This window comes from Paenibacillus sp. Soil522, assembly GCF_001428245.1.
Taxonomy (GTDB): domain Bacteria; phylum Bacillota; class Bacilli; order Paenibacillales; family Paenibacillaceae; genus Pristimantibacillus.
This window is the reverse complement of the sequence record NZ_LMRV01000066.1, coordinates 20,963-40,538: the sequence shown is the minus strand read 5'-3', so window position 1 is coordinate 40,538 and position 19,576 is coordinate 20,963. Positions and strand designations below refer to the sequence as shown.

Here is a 19,576-nt window from a genome sequence, read left to right as displayed (position 1 = left end):
TGATGGGAATTCCGTTGTTTCGTTTTTTGTTCCGTAAAATGTGGAACACACGCTGGCTAACGTTAAGCACGCTGGCGGGACTGACCTTAGCGGTTGCTTTTGCCACTAGTATACCCATGTACGCGGATGGCGCGCTCAAGAGAGTCGTAGCCGAATCGCTGCAGCAGAAGAGTGCTGGCTTACCAGCCGGTTCGCTGCTCATGAGGTATCAATCGCCCGCTGGCGGGAAAACGGATTTACCTTCATTATCGGAGCTTGAACGTTACATTTCTGAAGGAGTGCCGAAGGAGATCGGTTATCCTTTTAAAACGTATGTTAACAGCTATTCCATTCGCAGTACGGAGGTCGTGCCTGAGGATTATTCGAAGGTCGATGCCGGGCGTAATCGCCAGCTGACGATTATGGCGATGTCGGAGCTTGAGGCCAACACCGAGCTGACGCAAGGCAGATGGTTTGTGAATGCTGAAGGGGATAGTGAGCTGCTCGAAGCAGTTATGTTCGAAGAAGCCATGTACCGCAATGATGTACATATCGGCGATGTTTTTGAATATCCGGTATACGGCGGACTTGACCTTACGTTGCGGGTCAAAATCGTCGGGGCGGTTAAGCCGCTTACTGATACGAGTTCATACTGGTATCAAGGGATGGAAAGCCTGCTGAACACACTGCAAATCAGCGAGGCTGCATTTGACAAGGTGCTGCTGGCTAAGAAAGGCATTCCGCTTCATAATGCCAGCTGGTATTACGCCTTCGATTTATCGGAAATTCAAACGAGCCAATTATCACCGCTGGGCAGGACGCTTGAGCGCTTGAACATTGAATTGTACCAGCGCCTTAAGGATACGAGAGTAGAAATATCCTTTGCGTCCACGCTTACGGAATTTAAGAAGCAGAGCCTGCAGCTGCAAACGCTGCTGTTCACGCTCGCTGCTCCAATGCTGGCAATGGTGTTTTTCTTCATTGCCATGAACGCCCGCCAATCGCTTGATAAACAGCGCAGCGACATTGCCGTGCTTCGCAGCCGGGGAGCAGGAACAAGGCAAATTATATGGATCTATTTGTTAGAAGGTCTTCTGCTCGGCGGAATTGCGCTTGCGAGCGGTCCCTTTATCGGCTGGTTTATGGCGAAGAGTATCGGGTCGGCCAACGGCTTCCTCTCTTTCGTCAACCGGAAGTCGATACCGGTAGGCTTCTCTACAGAGGCCATAATCGCTGGCGGCGCAGCGGTTTTGCTTGCCCTTCTTGCAACGATTATTCCAGCTGTCATTTATGCCGGATCATCAATCGTCAGCTACAAGCAGGAACTGGCGCGTTCTGACCGCAAGCCCGGCTGGCAGCGCTGGTATCTTGACGTATTATTGCTGGCTGCTGCAGGCTATGGCTGGTATATGTTCAATGAACGTCAAATGCTGACTTTCAAAACAGGCATGACAACGGATCAATTAAACGTTCAACCGTTTCTGTTTTTTGTACCGGCGCTCGCGATTTTTGCACTTGGTTTATTTTTCTTGCGGCTATTCCCATGGCTATTAAGTTTCTTCACATGGCTTGGACGTAAGTTTCTGCCTGTGCCGCTTTATTTGACGCTTACCCAGCTTTCACGATCATCAAAGGGTTATTACCCGCTTATGATTTTATTAGTGCTAACGCTGGGACTAGGCGTTTACAATGCATCGGCAGCCCGAACGATCGATTTGAACTCGACGGAGCGGACTTTGTATAAGTACGGAACTGACGTTACCATTCAAACGGTTTGGGAAGGTACTGCCGAGATCGTAACGACGCCAAGCAGCGGCGGAGGGAGTGGCGGTGGTGGAGCTGGCGGTGGGTCTGGCGGAGGTGGAACCGGTGGAGGTTCCGGTGGAGGTTCCGGTGGAGGCTCAGGAGGCGGGAATGGCGGAGGCTCCGGGGGCGGCGGTCAAAGCGTGCCTGCGAAAATTTTGTACAGCGAACCTCCCTTCGAGCTATTCCGTTCCCTGGAAGGGGTAGAAGCGGCTGCCCGTGTTTTACAGACGAAGGGGAGCGTCGTCATTTCAGGGAAATCAATCGGTCAAGGTACAATTATGGGGATCGATAACGTGGATTTCGCGAAAGTGGGCTGGTTCCGCAACGATTTGTATCCCATACACCCGTATTATTATTTAAATAATTTAGGTCAATATGAGCATGCTGCACTTATTCCTTCAAAGGTAGCCGAGAAATATCAGCTGAAGCCCGGTGATCCGGTATCGGTCGGCTTCCCGGAAGGCAAGGTCGATTTTGTAGTGGTAGGGATTTTGCCATACTGGCCTAGCCAATATCCGGACAAATCGCCGTTTATCATTACGAATCTGGATTATATTTACGATCAGCTTCCGATCATCCCTTATGAGATATGGCTGAAGATGAAGCCGGACGCGAAGGTCGCGCCTATCGTTCAGGAGCTGCAGAAGGCGGGTATAGAGCTTGCGTCCGTTAAAGACGTAAGGAGCGAGCTGATCTCGCAATCGAAGCTCCCGACCAGAGGCGGCGTCTTTGGAATATTGAGCTTAGGCTTTCTCGTTTCCGTTATCATAACATTAGCAGGCTACGTGCTCTTTTGGTTTTTTAACTTATCAGGCCGTGTCGTTCAATTCGGGGTTTTGCGCGCAATGGGATTATCGCGTAAACAGCTCACCGGCATGCTGCTGCTAGAGCAGCTTTTCACAGCCGGTCTAGCGATAGGACTCGGAGTTTTAATCGGAAAAGCGGTCAGCTTGCTCTTCCTTCCATTCCTGCAGACGACAGAAAATGTTGCAGAAACGGTACCTCCGTTCCGAGTCGTATTCGAATCGAGTGATACGAATCAATTGTTCGTTGTAGTCGGATTCATGATGCTGGTCGGCGCATTGCTGCTATTCCTGCATATTCGCAGGCTGAGAGTGCATCAAGCGGTCAAGATGGGAGAGGAACGATGACAACAGCGATGATCGATTGTGAAGGCTTGGTGAAAATTTATAAGACAGACGATCTGGAGGTCGTCGCCCTGCAAGGCTTGAACTTAAAAGTAAACGAAGGCGAGCTTATGGCCATCATCGGCAACAGTGGCAGCGGGAAATCTACGCTTCTGAATACGCTGGGCGGCCTGGACCGCCCCTCTGCCGGACAGGTGCGTGTAGGGCCATGGGATCTGCTCAAAATTAGCGAAGAGGATCTTGTGCAGTACAAGCGGGAAACGGTAGGATTTATTTGGCAAAACAATGCGCGCAACCTGCTGCCTTACCTCTCCGCGCTTGAAAATGTGGAAATGCCGATGATGCTTTTGGGCAAAGTTGATCGCGCATACGCGAAACAGCTGCTAGAATGGGTCGGATTAAAAGAGCGTATGCATAATAAGCTCCATCAACTATCAGGAGGGGAGCAGCAAAGGGTCGCGATTGCGATTTCACTGTCGAACCGTCCAAAGCTGCTGCTGGCCGATGAGCCGACAGGCTCTGTCGATACGACAACCTCCGATTTGATTATGGGTATTTTCCGCAGGCTGAATCGCGAGATTGGCATAACGATCGTGATCGTTACGCATGACTTGACGCTTGCGAGCAAGGTCGATCGGGTCGTTGCGATTCGTGATGGCTTGACAAGCACCGAGTTTATTAAACGAAATCCGAATATTAATCTTGATGGAGGTGAGGCAGAGCTTCCGGCTGTTGCCAGCGGACTGCAAGCTGTGCATGAAGCCTATGTCGTCGTAGATCGGGTCGGAAGGTTGCAAGTGCCCAAGGAATATTTATCTGCATTAAACATTAAAGACAAAGCAACGATGGAGTTTGACGGTGAGCGGATTATTATTACTCCGCCTAAATCATTGGGGGGTTGAATCGAATGGATAACAAGCGGTTGTCAGGAATGCGGATTCGTAAATTTGCTTTGGTTAGCTTGACCCTTGCTTTGCTTATTAGCCTGCTGGCTGCGTGCAGCGGCGGCTCTAACGAATCCACAGAGAAACGGGTACTTCGGGTTGGCGTGCTTTACGGCGGATCGGATAACGAGCCTTATTTCCGTCAGCAATATACAGACATGTACGAAATGTCCCATCCGAACATCGAATTCGAAATCGTAGGCGCAATCAACTATGATGATCAACGTTTTGAGCAGCAAGATCCATCCAAGCCGGTAACGCAGCCGGATCCTTACGAGAAAATGAAAGAGATGCTAAACGGCCAAAATCCGGTGGATGTGGTCGTTCTGGACTACAACATGCTTCGCCGTCTGACGCAAGACAATCTGCTTCAGCCGCTTGATCCGCTTGTGACGCAGGATAAATTTGATTTAAGTGATTATGTTCCTACTGTTATTGATGGCATTAAGGCGGCAGGCGACGGTAATCTGTATGCATTAACGCCTACGTTCAGCTCTTCAGCCCTTTTTTATAATAAAAAAATGTTCACTGATGCGGGCATACAGCCTCCAACTGACAAGATGCAGTGGGCTGATGTTCTTAACCTTGCCCGTCAAGTTGCCAAAGGAGAAGGCGAGGACCGTAAATTCGGATTCTCATTCAGCCGTGGGCAGTCTGACGGTTTTAACGATACGCAGGTCTACAGCCAAGCGCTGCAATTAAAAATGTGGGATGACAAAGGCGAGAAAATGCTCGTAAACAGCGATCAATGGGACCAGGTATGGAATACCGTATCCACGCTGCACAAAGAAAAAATTATCCCGAATCAGGAATACTACAACAAGATGTATGAGAAGCAAAGCGCTGAAGGCGGCTATGATCCTTTCTACGGCGACTTGTTCATCAAAGGAAAAGTAGCGATGACAATCGGCGATTACGGCTATATTAACGAGCTTAAGAGAGCGGCAGACAATGCTTCAAAAATCAAAGATTTTGAACCTGTAGACTGGGATGTCGTAACGGTGCCTGTTCATCCGAACGATCCGGATGTCGGCGGCAGTATTTATCTTAGTCAGCTGATGGGTATAAACAGCAAAGCGCAAAATGATAAAGACGCTTGGGATTTTATTAAATTTTCGAATAGCAAGGAATGGGCTAAGCTGAAGTCGAGAAGCCTTTACGAGATGGTAGCGCGCAAAGAGTTCTTGAAGCCAATCGGCGGCTTGCAGTACAACATGGATGCATTTACGACGCTTAAGCCGCTGCCGCCAACAAGCACGGATGCGGAAAAAATTTATCGAGAAAAACCAGGTATTTGGGAAGCTCAAAATCCAGGATACGAGCTGTTCCAGGAAGTAATTAAAGGAACGAAGACATCACGCGAGGCGCTTGCCGAATGGGAGACACGCGGCAACGCAGTGCTGGAACGTTTGAAAACGAATCCGAATGGGGGCATGGAAGGCGGAGGCGGCGCAATCGATATAAAGGCAATGGGTGATTAATAAGCAAAATCGCAGAAAGCCCGCAATCGACCTGAGTGTCGTTTGCGGGCTTTTGCGTGTATTAAGATTTTTTAGGTCTATCCTCTTAGCAGAAACGATTGATACGCGGTCCAGGAGCCGTTATCGGTCTGATAAAGCAAATGAACGCGATCAATTTTTGAAGAGAAGTCAATGGACTGCATGCGAAGATTGCCATATAGATCGTGAAGCTCATCAGCCGATAGCTGCTGCCCGATAGTAAGATGCGGCGTGAAAACGTATTTAGGCGCTGCGATTGTTAATGGTCCACTGCTTACTTCCTCATGGAGCTTCTGTATCAAGGCTGTATCCTGAAGTGCCAGATAGAGCACATGATTGACCGGATAAAAGGTGGATACTCGGTTAAAATGAATAGAGAAAGCCTGTATCGTAGACGTTACCCGCTCCAGATGAGCAACAGCAAGCTGCAGCTCGTCATCGTTCCATTCCTCTTCTTCTCTTATTGTCAAATGAGCAGGGATTGCTGAGTAATGCGGATCATGGCGTCTTCGCCAGTTATTCGCGAGATCTTGCACATGCTTTTCCGGAAAAACGACAATTCCATATAACATTGTCTTCAGCTCCTTCAAAATGACCTAATTTGAGTATACCCGATTTGCATTTATTATCCCAGTTTTGGGGCATTCTAATGGTTATAATCTTTATTAAGGCGGCAGAACAGCTGCTTATCATATCAGACAGTGGGGGGATTCGCATGAGATGGGTGTACTGGGTTCGCCTATACGAAACGAAGTTTCAAGCTGGGTGCCTGGTTAGAAGAATGGAAAATGATTGGTGGGTATATGGCTACGAATGCCCGCGTGAGGTTGAGGTTTTCAAGTCGCGTAAAGGGCGGTTTGGCGTTAGATTTATTCCTTAAAAAACATCAAAAAATAAATTAGAATTAAATTAGAATATTTTGCTTGACTTAAACTACCTCCATATAGTATATTATTTTATGTCGCCATTTCAAGAAGCTTTGCTCAAATGGAAATACGTCGCGGGGTGGAGCAGCCCGGTAGCTCGTCGGGCTCATAACCCGAAGGCCGCAGGTTCAAATCCTGCCCCCGCAACCAACCTTTCGATGAATACGTTGAAATAGACGTTTTTCGAGGGCCCTTAGCTCAGTTGGTTAGAGCGGTCGGCTCATAACCGATTGGTCGGGGGTTCGAGTCCCTCAGGGCCCACCATAGCAAAACCTTCACAACATGCCGGGGTGGCGGAACTGGCAGACGCACAGGACTTAAAATCCTGCGGTGGGTGACCACCGTACGGGTTCGATTCCCGTCCTCGGCATACCTGGAAAACCTTGAGAAATCAACGGTTTTCACGAAGTACATAATCCTGCGCGATCCTAATCGATTAGCAGGAGAATCAGCACCTCGTAATCGCATTTTTTTCGTTGAAAAACGAATAAAACGCGAAGGGGTGCCTTTTTCTATGTCCGAAAAATCGAAGTGTGTTATTCAATTCTATCAAATGTGCTTATCTACTAATAAAATCACACAATTTAATCTATCAATTTTATATATACTATATTATTCCCATTATAGGAGTTGATATAGTGAAAATTAAAACATCAGCTAAGAGAGTATTAAAAAGCAGAACGATGAAGAGTAAAGTGAACACTCTGTTGAAAAAACAAGTTCAAGTGAAAAACACTACTAGTAACGTAAGAAGCACAGGTGTTCTCAAAAAAAATCCGAGCACAACAGTTGCCCATACTGAAGTCATGAATCGGGGATCTTCACCGGTAACCGTAACAGTTATGGTTTTTAATTGGGATTCCAATTCACCAGTAAGGATTGGCAACAACACCGTTACTATACCAGCAAATACCCTTAGATTCTTCAATACAAACCTCACTGGTGTCGATGATCATTACGAAGTAGTTGTTATCCTCCCAACAACTTCAAATGTCATCGTCAACCATTTCGGAACCGCTGGAAACGTACCGCAAGTTGGAAATGTCGTTTTGGATCGCGACTTCATTTCAATTATGTTATAAGATTTTTGGAATATGCGCTCATAATTGGGCGCTTTTTCTTATTGCGAACCTTGAGAAATCAACGGTCTGAGCAGCTTCTCTAGCTGCATTATGAGCCAACCTGTGAAGAGCATTATTTTTTTTGTGATTGCTCATGTACTTCACTCTTACTTCAACGTCAGGGAACCTATTTTTTAAATGATTTATAGAAGCTGATATTTCATACCTTGCATGTTCATAATAATGATGTGAAATGTAAGGTCTTGATAAAATTTTTGCTATACTGCTGCAATCTGTATATATGATAGCGATTTTAGGTTGATGTTCGGTTAATGCCTTTGCGAGTATTTCAAGACTGTATAAAATCGCCTGTAATTCGCCGTAATTTGAACCTTCATCTTGTTCCATTTGCAATTTTTGGGAAGTAACATTTATCGTTCGGTTGTAGACAAAGCAGCAAGCTATCCCATAGTTATTTTGTACAGCGAAACCAGAGTAATCGCAATACAGGCAGATCATGCCCTTGTTAACAATATTTTGTCTTAAGCTAGGCTTGGCATAGGCTTTTTTTATCAATAAATCCTTGGTATAATCCACGTGTTGAGAAACCACCTTTAATGAGAATAGTTATGGCAGTCAGTAGTATCTCAATTTGAAAGTTAATTTATTCTGTCATATATCTATCCCTGTATCGCATACATCTTATTCGATGAGCGAAAACCGCTTTATTGGTTAACATCGCGCATTAAGCAACAATATTAAAGCAATCTTGGAGGGATTTTATATGAACGCAGGATTTTGGATTCGATTAGGAGCTTCTTTATTGGATGGTTTAATTGTTGGAATTCCGTTATTTCTTATTTCTTGGTTAATTTCAGGAGGGCTTGAGGGGAAAGAATTTTTTACGGATGTGATTTCATTCCTCTATTCGTTATTGCTTCCGGTATTTTGGAACGGCTACACAATCGGCAAACGGATTTGCAGTATTCAGATTAGAAAGCTTGACGGTTCGTCCCCTGGAATAGGTACCATGCTATTGCGTAATGTTGTCGGCGGGCTTGTCTATGTATTAACTTTGGGGATAGCGGCCATCGTCAGCGCATTTATGGTTGGATTACGCGAGGATAAACGGGCCATTCATGATTTTATCGCGGGAACCGAAGTTGTGCATGTCAAATAGGATGAGAAAGAAGCCTGCTGCGATTTATCGCAACGGGCTTTTTTTGTGCGTTTAAGAAAAGTTTTTTGCATTCTGCAATTTATATGCAGTAAACTATAAGCTGTAACGCGAACCTCAGCAAATAGGGGAAGTAGGCGGTTGAATGAATCAGCACAAGAATGAGGAGTCTTCGCTCAAGCAAAGCTCACGCCGGTTATATGCAGAGGTGTTCTCGTTGAAGGATACGCTGCATAATGACCTGCAGGAAAGGTTTAAGGACGATGTTTCATTAAAGGATAAAGCAGAGCAGTGGAAAACGGGTATTATGGCAGCATCCATTTCGACTGCGCTCTATAGCTCCAAATTAGCCGGCAGCAAGGAGTTTCCTTATATTTATTCCTATTTGAAAATAAAGCTAAAAGCGTATCATCCTGAAGGCGAAGCCGCGATTGAGGATTGTATGGGTACGATTTCGGGACTCTTGAATGGAGAGGCTTATCATCCTGAGTCATTTTCCGAAGGGATTGCGCTGTGGCTTTATTTTAGCATTAGGGGCAGGGGAAATTTTGTAGAGGAAGAAACGGTGCCTTATATGCTAGCCGGACAATATATTAATCAATACTTTTATAACTGGTTTAATAAGCAGGTTTAACCAACTTTAGCGGCATAATAGCTTGAATGAGATCCTTACTTTGCCATAATCTGTACGCATGCGGCAGATTGAGCGGGGGAGGATCTTTTTGTTTTTTACCCTGCCATTTTCTTGCATTGAATTGCTGCTGTTTATCTTTTAGAATTATTAACGAAAGCGCTTACCGTGGTTAGCGATTAACTTTTTTATTCATTTATATCCATTTATAACTTAATAATCATTTGTTTGATATAGAAAAAGGAGTGGTTCATTTGCAGAAGAACTGGTACCGCCGGATGCTGCTTTCCTATTTTCCGATTTTTTTGTTTACGGTAACGATTCTAATATTCATGACCTTTATTATGGTTAATGAAATCTCTCATAAGGAAACGGTGAAGGCGGATCGGATTTCAACCGGCTATATTATGGATACTGTGTCGCGTTCGTTAAGGGGAATCGAGACAAATCTTCTAGAGGAACTGGAAAAAAACGATCAGTACCGTGAGTTCCTTAACGTAGAGCGGACGCAGGAAAATCGCGAGGCTATCTTCGGGGTGGTTGACAGCATGCGGGAGTTGATTGCGAACGATAGCTTGATCGATTCCATATACGTTTACCGCCTTGAGGACAAGCAGGTGCTTACGCGCAGCGGACTAGTGAAATGGGATGATTTTGCGGATAAAGGCTTTATCGAACAGGCGCTCGCTAGTCCCGAATATCAAGGCTGGTCGTCGATTCGTCCCTTTCATGAGATGAGTACGGAGGATGATAGACAGGTTATTTCGATGTACAAAAGACAGCCGCTCCCATTTGGAACGGAAGGGTTTGTCGTTATTAATGTAAATATGTATGCCGTCGAGCGGATGATTCGTTCGATGAATAATGATAAGGTGACGTTTCTTACGATTCGTGATGAGGCAGGTCAACTGGTTTTCTCGACGCTGCCCTCCATCCAGAGCGGTGAAGATCAAGAAACGGGAAAAGTGCTCAACAGGATGAACTCAGATATGCTGGGATGGACTTTTGAAAGCGGCATCGCTGCGGGGCAGCTGTTTTTATGGGTTTCGGTTATATCGTATGTTTGGATTGGAATCGGTCTATTAACTGTCATATTTGCCATTTTTTACATCATCTACATCACGAGAAAAAATTACAAGCCGATCCGGGTCATGATGAACCGCATAGAATCGATTCAACTGCGGAGCGACGGCTTCGGAATGAAGATGGATGAGCTGTCTTTAATCGACCGGACGCTGGAAAATTTGATTCAACAAACGGAGGATTACGAAAAGGAGCAGCGCGAAAATTTGCTGGTGGGCAGGAAACAGCTGTTTTTTGAAATCATGCAAGGAGAAGGGCATCAGCATGTGGAAGAACGCCTGCTGAAATTGAAGCTGCTTCCGGAAGTAAATACGTTTGATCTATTTGCTTTTATGATAGTAGAGATTGGTCATTACGGTCATTTCCGGAGCGGCTTCTCCGTACACGATCAAAATACGCTTAAATTTGCTTTAACGAACGTACTGCAGGAGCTGGCACGGGACGATGGGATGCATGCTTGGGCGGAATGGGTCGGCGAGAGCAGAATGGGCATCATTATCGGGATAAGCGGGGAGGAGCAAGCTCCGAAGGATAACATTCGCCAGTTTGCAGAAAAAGGCGGCGCATGGGTGTCTGAAAATCTCCGCATGTCATTAACGTTTGGAATAGGGCCGGTAGTCAAGGGCTGGGGGATGATAGCAATGTCCTTTAAGGCGGCGGCCGAGGCGATGCAGCATAAACTGTCGCTCGGGATAGAAATCGTCATTATGAGCGATGATTTGCCGGGAGATACTAGGCGGAGATCGTATAAGTATTTGCAGATGGCTGCTGATCTGGTCAGAGAGTTCCGCCTGTCGACGGGCGAATGGCGCGTATATTTGGACAATATATTCGAATCTTTGGCATCGGATTGCCTAAAGGACGAAGATATTCGGATGCTGCTGCAAACGATGATGGACATGCTGGGCAGCGAGCTTGGCAACATCTCGGATGACCTGCAAGAGCATTTTAAAGGGGAAAAGGCCGGGCTCTGGAAGCAAACGGTGGAGGAAACGATCTCGCTGGATCAGCTTCGCGTACTTTTTTTCGAGTATTTAACCGAAATGTATCGTCATTACGTCGCCTATTGCGAAACCAAAAACCATCGGGCGATGATTACCGAAATGAAATCATATATCGAAGAAAATTTTGTGAATCCGGACTTATCTCTTAAGCATTTGAGCGATCGCTTTCAAATCTCGGGCAAATATGCAAGCTACCTGTTCAAAGAAGAGTTCCATATGAAATTCGTTGATTTCATCGTGCAGCTGCGAATGGAACATGCTGAGGGGCTGCTCGCGGAGTCCGAGGATTCCGTACAAAGCATTGCCCTTCAGGTTGGCTATGCGAATTCGATTACGTTCGGCCGCGTGTTCAAGAGAGTGATCGGAGTAACGCCAGGCGATTACAGAAAGCTCAAGCTGAAGCCGGGAAAAGCCCGTCATTCCGCTACTTTTTGAAAAATGTTTAGTATGCGATAACGGTTGATATATCCAAATTATGGACATTGAACCTCGGGTTTATCGATTGGAAACTAGTTTATTGCAGCTGAATCTGCCGGTATGCCATACTTTGGTCATTCCGATTCGGGTTGCAGCAGGCGGAAATGTAAGCGTTATTGATTAGGAGTCGTGCAACCTGACTGGAATAACACTCGATACGAAAAAGGGGTTGGAACGATGACTAGAAACATGAAAAGAAAACGGTTCATTGCTTCAAAAACATCTGTGCTGGTGCTTATGGCTGTGTGCTCGCTGCTATTCTCCGCATGTTCATCGAAATCTGCGCCAAATGCTGCTGAAGGCACGAATGGCGGCGGGGCTTCAGCGAAGCCGGTTACACTTAAGGTTGAAGTATTCGACCGGGGCAATTCCCCGGCAGGCTATACGATTACGGATAATTATTGGTCAAAGTGGATTCAGGAAAATTTCGGCGCACCGAATAACGTAAATGTCGAGTATGTTCCAGTACCCCGTTCCGAGGAAGTCGAGAAGCTTAACGTACTGATGGCAAGCGGAAGCAGCGTGCCGGATATCGTCTTTACGTACGACCCAAACACGTTTAACCGGTATGCGAAGCAGGGAGGTCTAACTGATCTTGGACCGCTGCTTGATCAATACGGACCGAATTTGAAAGCATTTTTGGGAGAAGATGTGCTGAGCTACGGGAAGTTCGAAGGCACGCAGTTCGCGATTCCGGCCAAACGCTCGAATATTGGTAAATACGCTTCCTTTATTCGTCAGGATTGGCTGAATAAGCTGAATATGCCGGTGCCGCAAACAACATCTGAGCTATATGAAACGTTGAAGGCGTTTAAAGAGAAGGATCCGGGCGCAACGGGCGGCCAAGTAATTCCGCTCGGTATGACAATCGCTTCGGCGCAATACGAGCCGTTACTCTGGTCGTTTATTAAGCCGATGTCGGAGGAAGAGCAATATACACTTACGCAGCAGCTTGGCTCGAATGATTATCCTGTACTGCTGCCGGGCTTCAAGGACGCGCTCCAATTCATGAACAAACTCTATAATGAAGGCTTGATCAATAAGGATTTTGGGCTTGATAAAGATAAGAAAAAATTTGGGGAAGATATTTCGACAGGTAAAGTCGGATTTTTCAGTGAAGATGATATCAACATTTACTATGAGAACGGTACGTATAATTTGCTGCAAAAGAATGTACAGGGGGCCGAAATTGCTGCGGTTGATGTATACACGAACGAAGAGGGCAAGCATGCAAAGCCGAAATATGCCCCGAATGGTCTGTATATTATGATTCCTAAATCGAGCCAGCGGGCTGTAGAAGCGGTTAAATATCTGGATTGGATGACGTCGGGTGACAATCTGTTCCGCATCCAAAACGGTATCGAGAACGAAAACTATACACTGGTGGATGGAATTCCGGTTACCGTTGAAAATCAATCCGAAGAAGCATTAAACCGGATGTATAACGTCGGTGACATGGCGATTATTTCTAACGGCAAGCAGCTTGAAAGCATGGAAAAAAATCTGAAGGCTAGAGCGCTCCAAATGCCGAAGAAATTCCAAGAGCAAGTCGCCGTTGCACAGGAAATTGCGAATGCGGATACGATTCCTTTGGTTCTTATGGACAAACCGATCGAAGCGCAAACGAAATATGGAACAACACTGCTCGACAAGTTTAATGAAATTATCGTAAAGACGACGATGGCGAAGCCGGATCAGTTCGAAAGCGTCTATGAATCGATGCTGAAGGATTATATGGCAAGCGGCGGCCAAGCGATTTTGGATGAACGCACGGCCGTTTATAAAGAGATGCAATCGAAATAAAGCGCATGTAGCTCGGCGAGTGCGCAGGGGACGCGGCTCAGCCCCGTCCCGGCGCATGGACCGATCGCGAAAAGGAGGCGACCGCTGTGAGCATGACCACTTATTTCCGCCGGTATTGGCAGCTGTATGCGCTGCTTGTTTTGCCGCTAACTTATTTCATCATATTTAAATATGGTCCCATGTACGGCATCCAGATCGCTTTCAAGGATTTCAACTTTTTTCAGGGCATTAACGGAAGCGAATGGATTGGCTTTGAGGCTTTTAAAGAAGTTTTCGGAATGCGTGATTTTTATGTAACGCTCAGAAATACGCTGATGCTCAATTTTCTTGATTTGCTCGTATCTTTTCCGGCGCCGCTTATTTTGGCCATTATGCTGTTCGAGATGAAGACGCTTTGGTTTAAGAAGCTGTCGCAAACGATTCTTTATATTCCGCACTTTATTTCTTGGGTTATCATTGGCGGTATCGTTTATCAAGTATTTGGCACGCAGTCCGGTATGGTCAATAACGTATTGACTTCCTTCGGCTTTGAAGCGGTTCCCTTCTTGACGGATAAAAGTGACTGGCTCATCACTTATCTGCTTGTCGGCGTTTGGCAAAGCGCGGGCTGGGGGACGATCATTTATTTGGCTGCGCTTACCGGCATTAACAAGGAACTGTTCGAAGCTGCCGATATAGATGGCGCAGGAAGGCTGAAACGAATTTGGCATATTACGCTGCCGGGCCTTAAGCCTACCATCATCGTTCTGTTGATCATCAATCTTGGTCATATGATCTCGATCGGATTCGAGAGACCGTATATAATCGGCAATTTGGCGGTTAGAGAATATGCAGACGTACTCAGCACCTTCGTCTACCGCACCGGAATTCAATCCGGTCAGTATACGCTGGCGACAGTGGTCGGCTTGTTCCAGGCAGTCGTTGGGCTCGTATTTGTGCTCGGAGCGAATTACACCTCCAAAAAGCTGACGGATGAGAGCATCCTGTAAAGGCTCCAAGAGGATGATTTTATGGATCGCGACTATTTGAAAGGAGCGGACTTTATGAGAGAACAAACCGCAAACCGCGTTTTTGACACGATTAACTTTATCATTTTATTCATCTGCACGCTGATTTGTCTGGCTCCATTTCTTCATATATTGGCTATTTCTTTAAGCTCGGTTAGGCCGATATTGTCCGGGCAAGTAAGCTTGTTTCCGGTAGAGCTGAATTTCGAAGCTTATTATAAAGTATTTTCCGATCCTGCGATGATTCGTTCGCTTGGCTTCACCGTTATGCTTACCGGCTTGTTTACGGTGATGTGCATGGCTATGACAGTCGCGATGGGCTATCCCTTGTCCAAAAAGAAGCTGAAGGGCCGCAAAGGCGTCATGTTTATCGTCGTCATTACAATGTTTTTCAGCGGCGGCATTATCCCTGAATATATTTTAATTCTAAATTTGAATTTGCTGGATTCGATTTGGGCGCTCGTGCTTCCTGGCCTGATCAATCCTTTTTATCTCATTATATTAATTTCGTTTTTCAACAACATTCCCGAGAGTCTCGAGGAATCGGCCGAAATCGATGGAAGCAGTCATTTCCGCACGCTGATCAGCATTATGCTGCCGTTGTCGCTCCCCGTCATTACGACGCTCAGCTTGTTTTATGCGGTGGGCCGCTGGAACGGCTTTACGGACACGCTTATGTACATTACCAGTCCCGAGTTTTACCCGCTGCAGCTTAAATTGTATCAGCTTATTCAGAACAATATGATCAGCGAGCTTATGCAGATGGAAGGTGCGCAAATGGCTACAGTCGTGCCGGAGAGCTTGAAGGCCGCGAGCGTCATATTTGCAACCGTACCGATTTTGATCGTTTATCCGTGGCTTCAAAAGTACTTTGTAAGCGGTGTTATGCTTGGTGCGGTGAAGGGGTAGTGGTAAGTGACCGGTTCGTTGAAACGTCAGGGAAAGGATGATGGGCATGTACGAAAAGCTCGTAACGATTAACGATTATTGGGTAAAAGAGGGCGCTGACCGGCAGGTGTTGGATAAAAACAGCCGGTATTACGGGGGAGTGACCGATGCGGAGAACGGCATCGCATGGCCTAGCCATGGCGGTTCTCCAATGGTTATGGCACTTTGGGCATCTGCTCTGATCAATAAGGACTCGAAGTATTATCATGATGAGGAGCTGCTCTCCCGGCTGGAGCTTGGAACGGCGTTTATGCTGCGCTTTCAGCATGAGGATGGAACGATTTCGCCGGGATGGACGAATATGCATTCGCCGCCGGATACCGCCTTCGTCGTAGTCGGGCTGGCGCAGGTGTATGAGCTGCTTCACGCGCATCAATGGGAGCCGCTGCGTCATTCGCTGGACGAAATCAGGCAGTTTCTGGAGCGGACCATTCCCGCGCTGTTGACTGGAGGCTGCCATACGCCGAATCACCGCTGGGTTCTTACGGCGGCGCTCGGGTCTATGTATAAGCTGACTGGACAGACAGAGCTGAGAGAGAGAGCTTATGCATGGCTGGCAGAGGGTATGGACTGTACCGGGGATGGCGAATGGACGGAGCGGAGCAACGGCATTTACAATGCGGTCAGCGATGTGATGCTGTTCCATACAGCGGAGCTCTTGAACCGGCCGGAGCTGCTCGAACCAATCCGCCGCAATTTGAGGATGATGTCATGTCTGATTCATCCAAACGGAGAAGTCGTTACGGATTATTCAGGCCGTCAGGATTATGGCAGCAGCTATACGCTGGAGAGTTATTTTCTCATTAGCAGGCTAATGGCGAATAAAGATCAGGATCCGTTATTTGAGGCTATTGCAGAACTCGCGGGTCAAGCGCTTAACCATCCCGGCTGGCTGCCAAATAACGCATTATTAGGTTATTTGTTGCGGCCTGAGCTGCGATGGCAAACGGTAAGGCCGGCTGAATTGCCTAGTAAATATAAGGTTGTTATCAATCGCGATTTTCCGCGTGAACGCTATTTAAACATGATGGATTTGGCCGGACACGGCGGCAGGGTCTATCATAGCAGGCTGCATCCTGATTTTGGCGCCCCCGTTGCTCGCGAGAGAAACGGGGCTACAAGCTTGACCGTTATGACCGAAGCGAACTCGATCTTTGCGCTGCGGCATGGAGCGGCACGCTTGTTAGCCGTACAAATCGGAACATCGTTTGAGCCCGGCATCGTGAAGATGAATCAGATGGAAGTACATGAGCGGGGGTACCGGTTGACGGGAACCGAGTCCAAAGGATATTTCGGGCCAGTAGCATCCGCGGATCTACCGGAAACGGCACAGTCATCGATAAGCCCATGGTATTTGCTGCCGCATCAGCTGAGGGAAACCACTCATATGCAATATCACCGTGTCGAGGCGCAATTGACGGATACCGAGCATGGCTGGCAGCTGCGGATCAGCTGTTCGGAGCCTGAAGGGATGATGGCGCAGGTCGCGTTCGTTTTTGGAAATGAAGGGACATTTGCGGGAGAAGGCCTGACCCTGGCGGAGGCTGCTCATTTCTGGAAGGAAGGAACGGTTCGTTATGCTTCCGGCAGTGATTGGATGGAGCTGGATGGCGGTGCTCATGAGCATTGGGTCAAAATGCTCCGGAACGCAAGCGTACCTGAAGGCTGTCAAACGCTTATCGTTAATCTGATGACTCCATACGATAAAACGTTCGACATTAGGCTTTCGCCATGCGGGGAGAATGCGGGGGAATCGGTGACAAGCGCTCCTAATGGCGATGAGGAGCTGATTCGATGAGCATGTATATTGAGCCGCGCGAAAGCAGCCGCTATTGGTATGGAGAGGATGACCGGCGCATATTGGAGGTGCTTGCAGGAAGGTACGTCGGCGTCAATCCGCCAACGCCCTTCGCGCTTCGCGCCTTCGCTAAGTCGGGCATTTTGCAAAATGAAGAGGGCCTTTATGAGATGAGCTTGTTCGAGAAGCTTGCGCATGCGAGGAATGGTGAATATGCCTATGTTTGTGGACTTGTATGGAGCGATGACGAGCGTTCGATCGATGGCATCATAGAGCCTCTTGGACCGATAAAGCTCTATCTAAATGAGGAGCAGGCGTACAGATCGACCGTTGTGGATGAGCTGAAGCCGGGAGCGCGGGCCGTGATACCACTGCTGTTTCGAAAAGGCTGGAACCATATATTAATCGAAGCATGCAAAACGGAAGCCGGCTTCGGCTGCCGCTTCGGAGCGGAGGAGGCAAAGGTTCGTATTTTGCAGGTGCTTGCTCCGTTTGCCGGACGTTCAGGCAGCTCGGGCTGGGTTTATTCAGAACCCGTAAGCGGTTCAATACTCAAAGCTGGAGGAAGGCCATTCGATTATAAGCAGCCGGAGGAAGACAGCGGTTTGACTTGGCTGCCGCGAACAGGATGGACTCCGGAAGAGGCTGATCGGCCGAATTGCGAGCGTATATTTGGACGTCCATCAACTTCAGCTGCCGCTTATGGCTGGACGAAGCTGGCCGTGCAAGGGATAGGTGCAGAACTCTTGCTGGAAGGGCGGGTCTTAGGTCCGACGACGATTTGGTTAAACGGGAAATTAGCTGCTACAGTGCAGGAGGCAGGATTATTTCAACAATCGGTTTCCGTTGCAGGCGGAAGCTATGATCTGCTGGTGCACAGTATGAGCGGTTCGACGGGCTGGGGCTTTGAGCTGAACGTATTTTCCGGAGGGCAGCGTCTTTCGTTTAAACCGCCGGCACAAATACATGGCTATGCAGGGGATTGGCTTTATGCAGGTCCGCTCGATCCGAGTGCCGCATTTGAGCCTTCAGCAGTATGCGCGACAACAGCACTCTTTGCCACCGTGAATTTTGACGGACATCATAATGGACAATATAGCGGAAAAACCTATTGGTCACTGGATTCTCCGCATACTCGCGTCCGTCCTTATTACGAGAACGCGATGCTGAGCAATAAATGGACGACCGGGAGTGCCACCAATTATGGGCGCTGGGACTATCCGCTTGGCGTCACGATGTATGGATTGCTAAGAACGGCCCGCGAGCTTGATCGGCAAGATTTATCCGATTATGCGCTGAGCCATATTCGCAGCTGTACGGATATGTACGATTATTCCTTGTGGGATAGGGATGAATATGGATTTCCTTCCGTAAACCATCAGCTTGTGCTCATACGTATGCTCGATAATTGCGGCTCATTCGGCTCGGCTATGCTGGAAGCTTATTTGCAAACCCATGACGAAAGCTTTCGGCGGATTGCCGATAGGATTGCTGATTTTATGCTTCATCAGCTGGAGCGAAGAGAAGACGGTGCGTTCTACAGGCAATGTGCGGGGGAGTATTCGGCCGACACGATGTGGGCGGACGATTTGTATATGAGCGGGCCGTTTCTGATTCGTTATGCATTGGCGACGGGAGAACGGAAAGCGCTGGACGAAACAGCCAGACAATTTCTAATGTTTAAAAACTATTTATTTATGGATGCGGAACGCTTAGTATCGCATGTGTTCGACTTTAAATATGGCAAGCCTACGCTCGTTCCATGGGGACGCGGCAACGGGTGGTGCCTGTTCTCCTTATCGGAGCTGCTCGAGAAGCTGCCGGATGATCATACGGCGCGTGAGGAGCTGCATGCATTTTTTCGGGAAATGTGCGCGGGGGTCGCTGCTCTTCAAGGCAGGTCAGGCATGTGGCATCAGGTGCTTAATCGCCCGGACGCGTATGAGGAAGCGTCCTGTACGGCCATGTTTGCTTATGCGGTCGCCAGAGGCGTGCGATTCGGCTGGTTAGATAATCAGGAGGAGTATACCGGCGTTGCCTTGAAAGCGTGGAGGGGACTGACAAGCGAAGCGATTGATCGTCAAGGAAATGTGCATGGTGTATGCAGCGGTTCACGGTACTCGTTCTCGCCGGATTATTATATGTATGATTTGCGAACGGTCATTAACGACAATCATGGCATCGGCATCATGATGCTTGCCGGTGTAGAAATAAGCCGGCTTAAGGCTTCGGAAAAGACCCCTATCCATGAGCGGCTGTTGAAGAAATGAGTCCAGAGCGGCAGT

General features: G+C 47.6%; 15 protein-coding genes and 3 tRNA genes. 16 read left to right on the top strand and 2 right to left on the bottom strand.

The genetic code is table 11. From position 1 onward, the window contains the following. Window positions 1–2 precede the first annotated feature (2 nt). From ASG81_RS21285 to ASG81_RS21275, 3 genes are read left to right on the top strand one after another with little or no spacing between them, the layout of a single operon-like run. Window positions 3–2,936: an ABC transporter permease gene (locus ASG81_RS21285; RefSeq protein ID WP_056638918.1), complete on the top strand. Its 2,934-nt coding sequence runs from the start codon at window positions 3–5 to the stop codon at window positions 2,934–2,936. An 8-nt stretch (window positions 2,937–2,944) separates the two neighbouring features. Further along, on the top strand, window positions 2,945–3,835 hold the full coding sequence (locus ASG81_RS21280) for an ABC transporter ATP-binding protein (RefSeq protein ID WP_056639385.1): 891 nt from the start codon (window positions 2,945–2,947) through the stop codon (window positions 3,833–3,835). A 5-nt stretch (window positions 3,836–3,840) separates the two neighbouring features. Beyond that, a complete protein-coding gene (locus tag ASG81_RS21275) occupies window positions 3,841–5,358 on the top strand; it encodes an ABC transporter substrate-binding protein (protein WP_081417484.1) in 1,518 nt (505 codons plus the stop codon). Between the two features lie 77 nt (window positions 5,359–5,435). Here the strand turns inward: ASG81_RS21275 and ASG81_RS21270 are convergent, their stop codons facing one another. Then, window positions 5,436–5,948 carry a 2'-5' RNA ligase family protein gene (locus tag ASG81_RS21270; RefSeq protein ID WP_056638917.1) on the bottom strand — a complete coding sequence of 171 codons (513 nt, stop codon included), beginning with the start codon at window positions 5,946–5,948 and terminating at the stop codon, window positions 5,436–5,438. A 77-nt stretch (window positions 5,949–6,025) separates the two neighbouring features. Between ASG81_RS21270 and ASG81_RS21265 the strand changes: the two genes are divergently transcribed. From ASG81_RS21265 to ASG81_RS21245, 5 genes are all read left to right on the top strand, one after another. Continuing rightward, window positions 6,026–6,256: a hypothetical protein gene (locus ASG81_RS21265; protein ID WP_056638914.1), complete on the top strand. Its 231-nt coding sequence runs from the start codon at window positions 6,026–6,028 to the stop codon at window positions 6,254–6,256. A 119-nt stretch (window positions 6,257–6,375) separates the two neighbouring features. Continuing rightward, window positions 6,376–6,452: transfer RNA gene (locus tag ASG81_RS21260), tRNA-Met, on the top strand. Between the two features lie 37 nt (window positions 6,453–6,489). Further along, window positions 6,490–6,566: transfer RNA gene (locus ASG81_RS21255), tRNA-Ile, on the top strand. A 20-nt stretch (window positions 6,567–6,586) separates the two neighbouring features. Then, window positions 6,587–6,672: transfer RNA gene (locus tag ASG81_RS21250), tRNA-Leu, on the top strand. A gap of 268 nt (window positions 6,673–6,940) precedes the next feature. Then, on the top strand, window positions 6,941–7,384 hold the full coding sequence (locus ASG81_RS21245) for a hypothetical protein (protein WP_056638911.1): 444 nt from the start codon (window positions 6,941–6,943) through the stop codon (window positions 7,382–7,384). An 18-nt stretch (window positions 7,385–7,402) separates the two neighbouring features. Here the strand turns inward: ASG81_RS21245 and ASG81_RS21240 are convergent, their stop codons facing one another. After that, entirely contained in the window at window positions 7,403–7,960 is a 558-nt protein-coding gene (locus ASG81_RS21240) for a hypothetical protein (RefSeq protein WP_056638908.1), read from the bottom strand. A gap of 187 nt (window positions 7,961–8,147) precedes the next feature. Between ASG81_RS21240 and ASG81_RS21235 the strand changes: the two genes are divergently transcribed. The 8 genes from ASG81_RS21235 to ASG81_RS21200 all read left to right on the top strand — a co-directional run bounded on the left by ASG81_RS21235 (window position 8,148) and on the right by ASG81_RS21200 (window position 19,561). Next, window positions 8,148–8,543, top strand: a complete 396-nt coding sequence (locus ASG81_RS21235; RefSeq protein WP_056638906.1) for an RDD family protein — start codon at window positions 8,148–8,150, stop codon at window positions 8,541–8,543. 142 nt (window positions 8,544–8,685) lie between these two features. Continuing rightward, window positions 8,686–9,174: a hypothetical protein gene (locus ASG81_RS21230; protein WP_056638903.1), complete on the top strand. Its 489-nt coding sequence runs from the start codon at window positions 8,686–8,688 to the stop codon at window positions 9,172–9,174. A 251-nt stretch (window positions 9,175–9,425) separates the two neighbouring features. Next, complete coding sequence (locus tag ASG81_RS21225) at window positions 9,426–11,693, top strand: helix-turn-helix domain-containing protein (RefSeq protein WP_056638900.1); 2,268 nt, start codon at window positions 9,426–9,428, stop codon at window positions 11,691–11,693. Window positions 11,694–11,912: 219 nt separating this feature from the next. Next, the gene (locus ASG81_RS21220; RefSeq protein ID WP_056638897.1) at window positions 11,913–13,538 is read left to right on the top strand and encodes an extracellular solute-binding protein; all 1,626 of its coding nucleotides are present in this window, start codon (window positions 11,913–11,915) and stop codon (window positions 13,536–13,538) included. Window positions 13,539–13,630: 92 nt separating this feature from the next. Beyond that, window positions 13,631–14,527, top strand: a complete 897-nt coding sequence (locus ASG81_RS21215; RefSeq protein WP_056639382.1) for an ABC transporter permease — start codon at window positions 13,631–13,633, stop codon at window positions 14,525–14,527. A gap of 54 nt (window positions 14,528–14,581) precedes the next feature. Beyond that, entirely contained in the window at window positions 14,582–15,454 is an 873-nt protein-coding gene (locus tag ASG81_RS21210) for a carbohydrate ABC transporter permease (protein WP_056639380.1), read from the top strand. A gap of 46 nt (window positions 15,455–15,500) precedes the next feature. Beyond that, complete coding sequence (locus tag ASG81_RS21205) at window positions 15,501–17,291, top strand: hypothetical protein (RefSeq protein WP_056638894.1); 1,791 nt, start codon at window positions 15,501–15,503, stop codon at window positions 17,289–17,291. Further along, the gene (locus ASG81_RS21200; protein ID WP_056638891.1) at window positions 17,288–19,561 is read left to right on the top strand and encodes a glycoside hydrolase family 88/105 protein; all 2,274 of its coding nucleotides are present in this window, start codon (window positions 17,288–17,290) and stop codon (window positions 19,559–19,561) included. Before ASG81_RS21205 ends, ASG81_RS21200 begins: the two co-directional genes overlap by 4 nt. Window positions 19,562–19,576 lie beyond the last annotated feature (15 nt).

Bases quoted from the DNA above. Each gene is read 5' to 3' on its own strand.
- ASG81_RS21285 (WP_056638918.1), top strand. From the start codon at position 3: ATGGGAATTCCGTTGTTTCGTTTTTTGTTCCGTAAAATGTGGAACACA.
- ASG81_RS21280 (WP_056639385.1), top strand. From the start codon at position 2,945: ATGATCGATTGTGAAGGCTTGGTGAAAATTTATAAGACAGACGATCTG.
- ASG81_RS21275 (WP_081417484.1), top strand. From the start codon at position 3,841: ATGGATAACAAGCGGTTGTCAGGAATGCGGATTCGTAAATTTGCTTTG.
- ASG81_RS21270 (WP_056638917.1), bottom strand. From the start codon at position 5,948: ATGTTATATGGAATTGTCGTTTTTCCGGAAAAGCATGTGCAAGATCTC.
- ASG81_RS21265 (WP_056638914.1), top strand. From the start codon at position 6,026: ATGGTTATAATCTTTATTAAGGCGGCAGAACAGCTGCTTATCATATCA.
- ASG81_RS21235 (WP_056638906.1), top strand. From the start codon at position 8,148: ATGAACGCAGGATTTTGGATTCGATTAGGAGCTTCTTTATTGGATGGT.
- ASG81_RS21230 (WP_056638903.1), top strand. From the start codon at position 8,686: ATGAATCAGCACAAGAATGAGGAGTCTTCGCTCAAGCAAAGCTCACGC.
- ASG81_RS21220 (WP_056638897.1), top strand. From the start codon at position 11,913: ATGACTAGAAACATGAAAAGAAAACGGTTCATTGCTTCAAAAACATCT.
- ASG81_RS21215 (WP_056639382.1), top strand. From the start codon at position 13,631: ATGACCACTTATTTCCGCCGGTATTGGCAGCTGTATGCGCTGCTTGTT.
- ASG81_RS21210 (WP_056639380.1), top strand. From the start codon at position 14,582: ATGAGAGAACAAACCGCAAACCGCGTTTTTGACACGATTAACTTTATC.
- ASG81_RS21205 (WP_056638894.1), top strand. From the start codon at position 15,501: ATGTACGAAAAGCTCGTAACGATTAACGATTATTGGGTAAAAGAGGGC.
- ASG81_RS21200 (WP_056638891.1), top strand. From the start codon at position 17,288: ATGAGCATGTATATTGAGCCGCGCGAAAGCAGCCGCTATTGGTATGGA.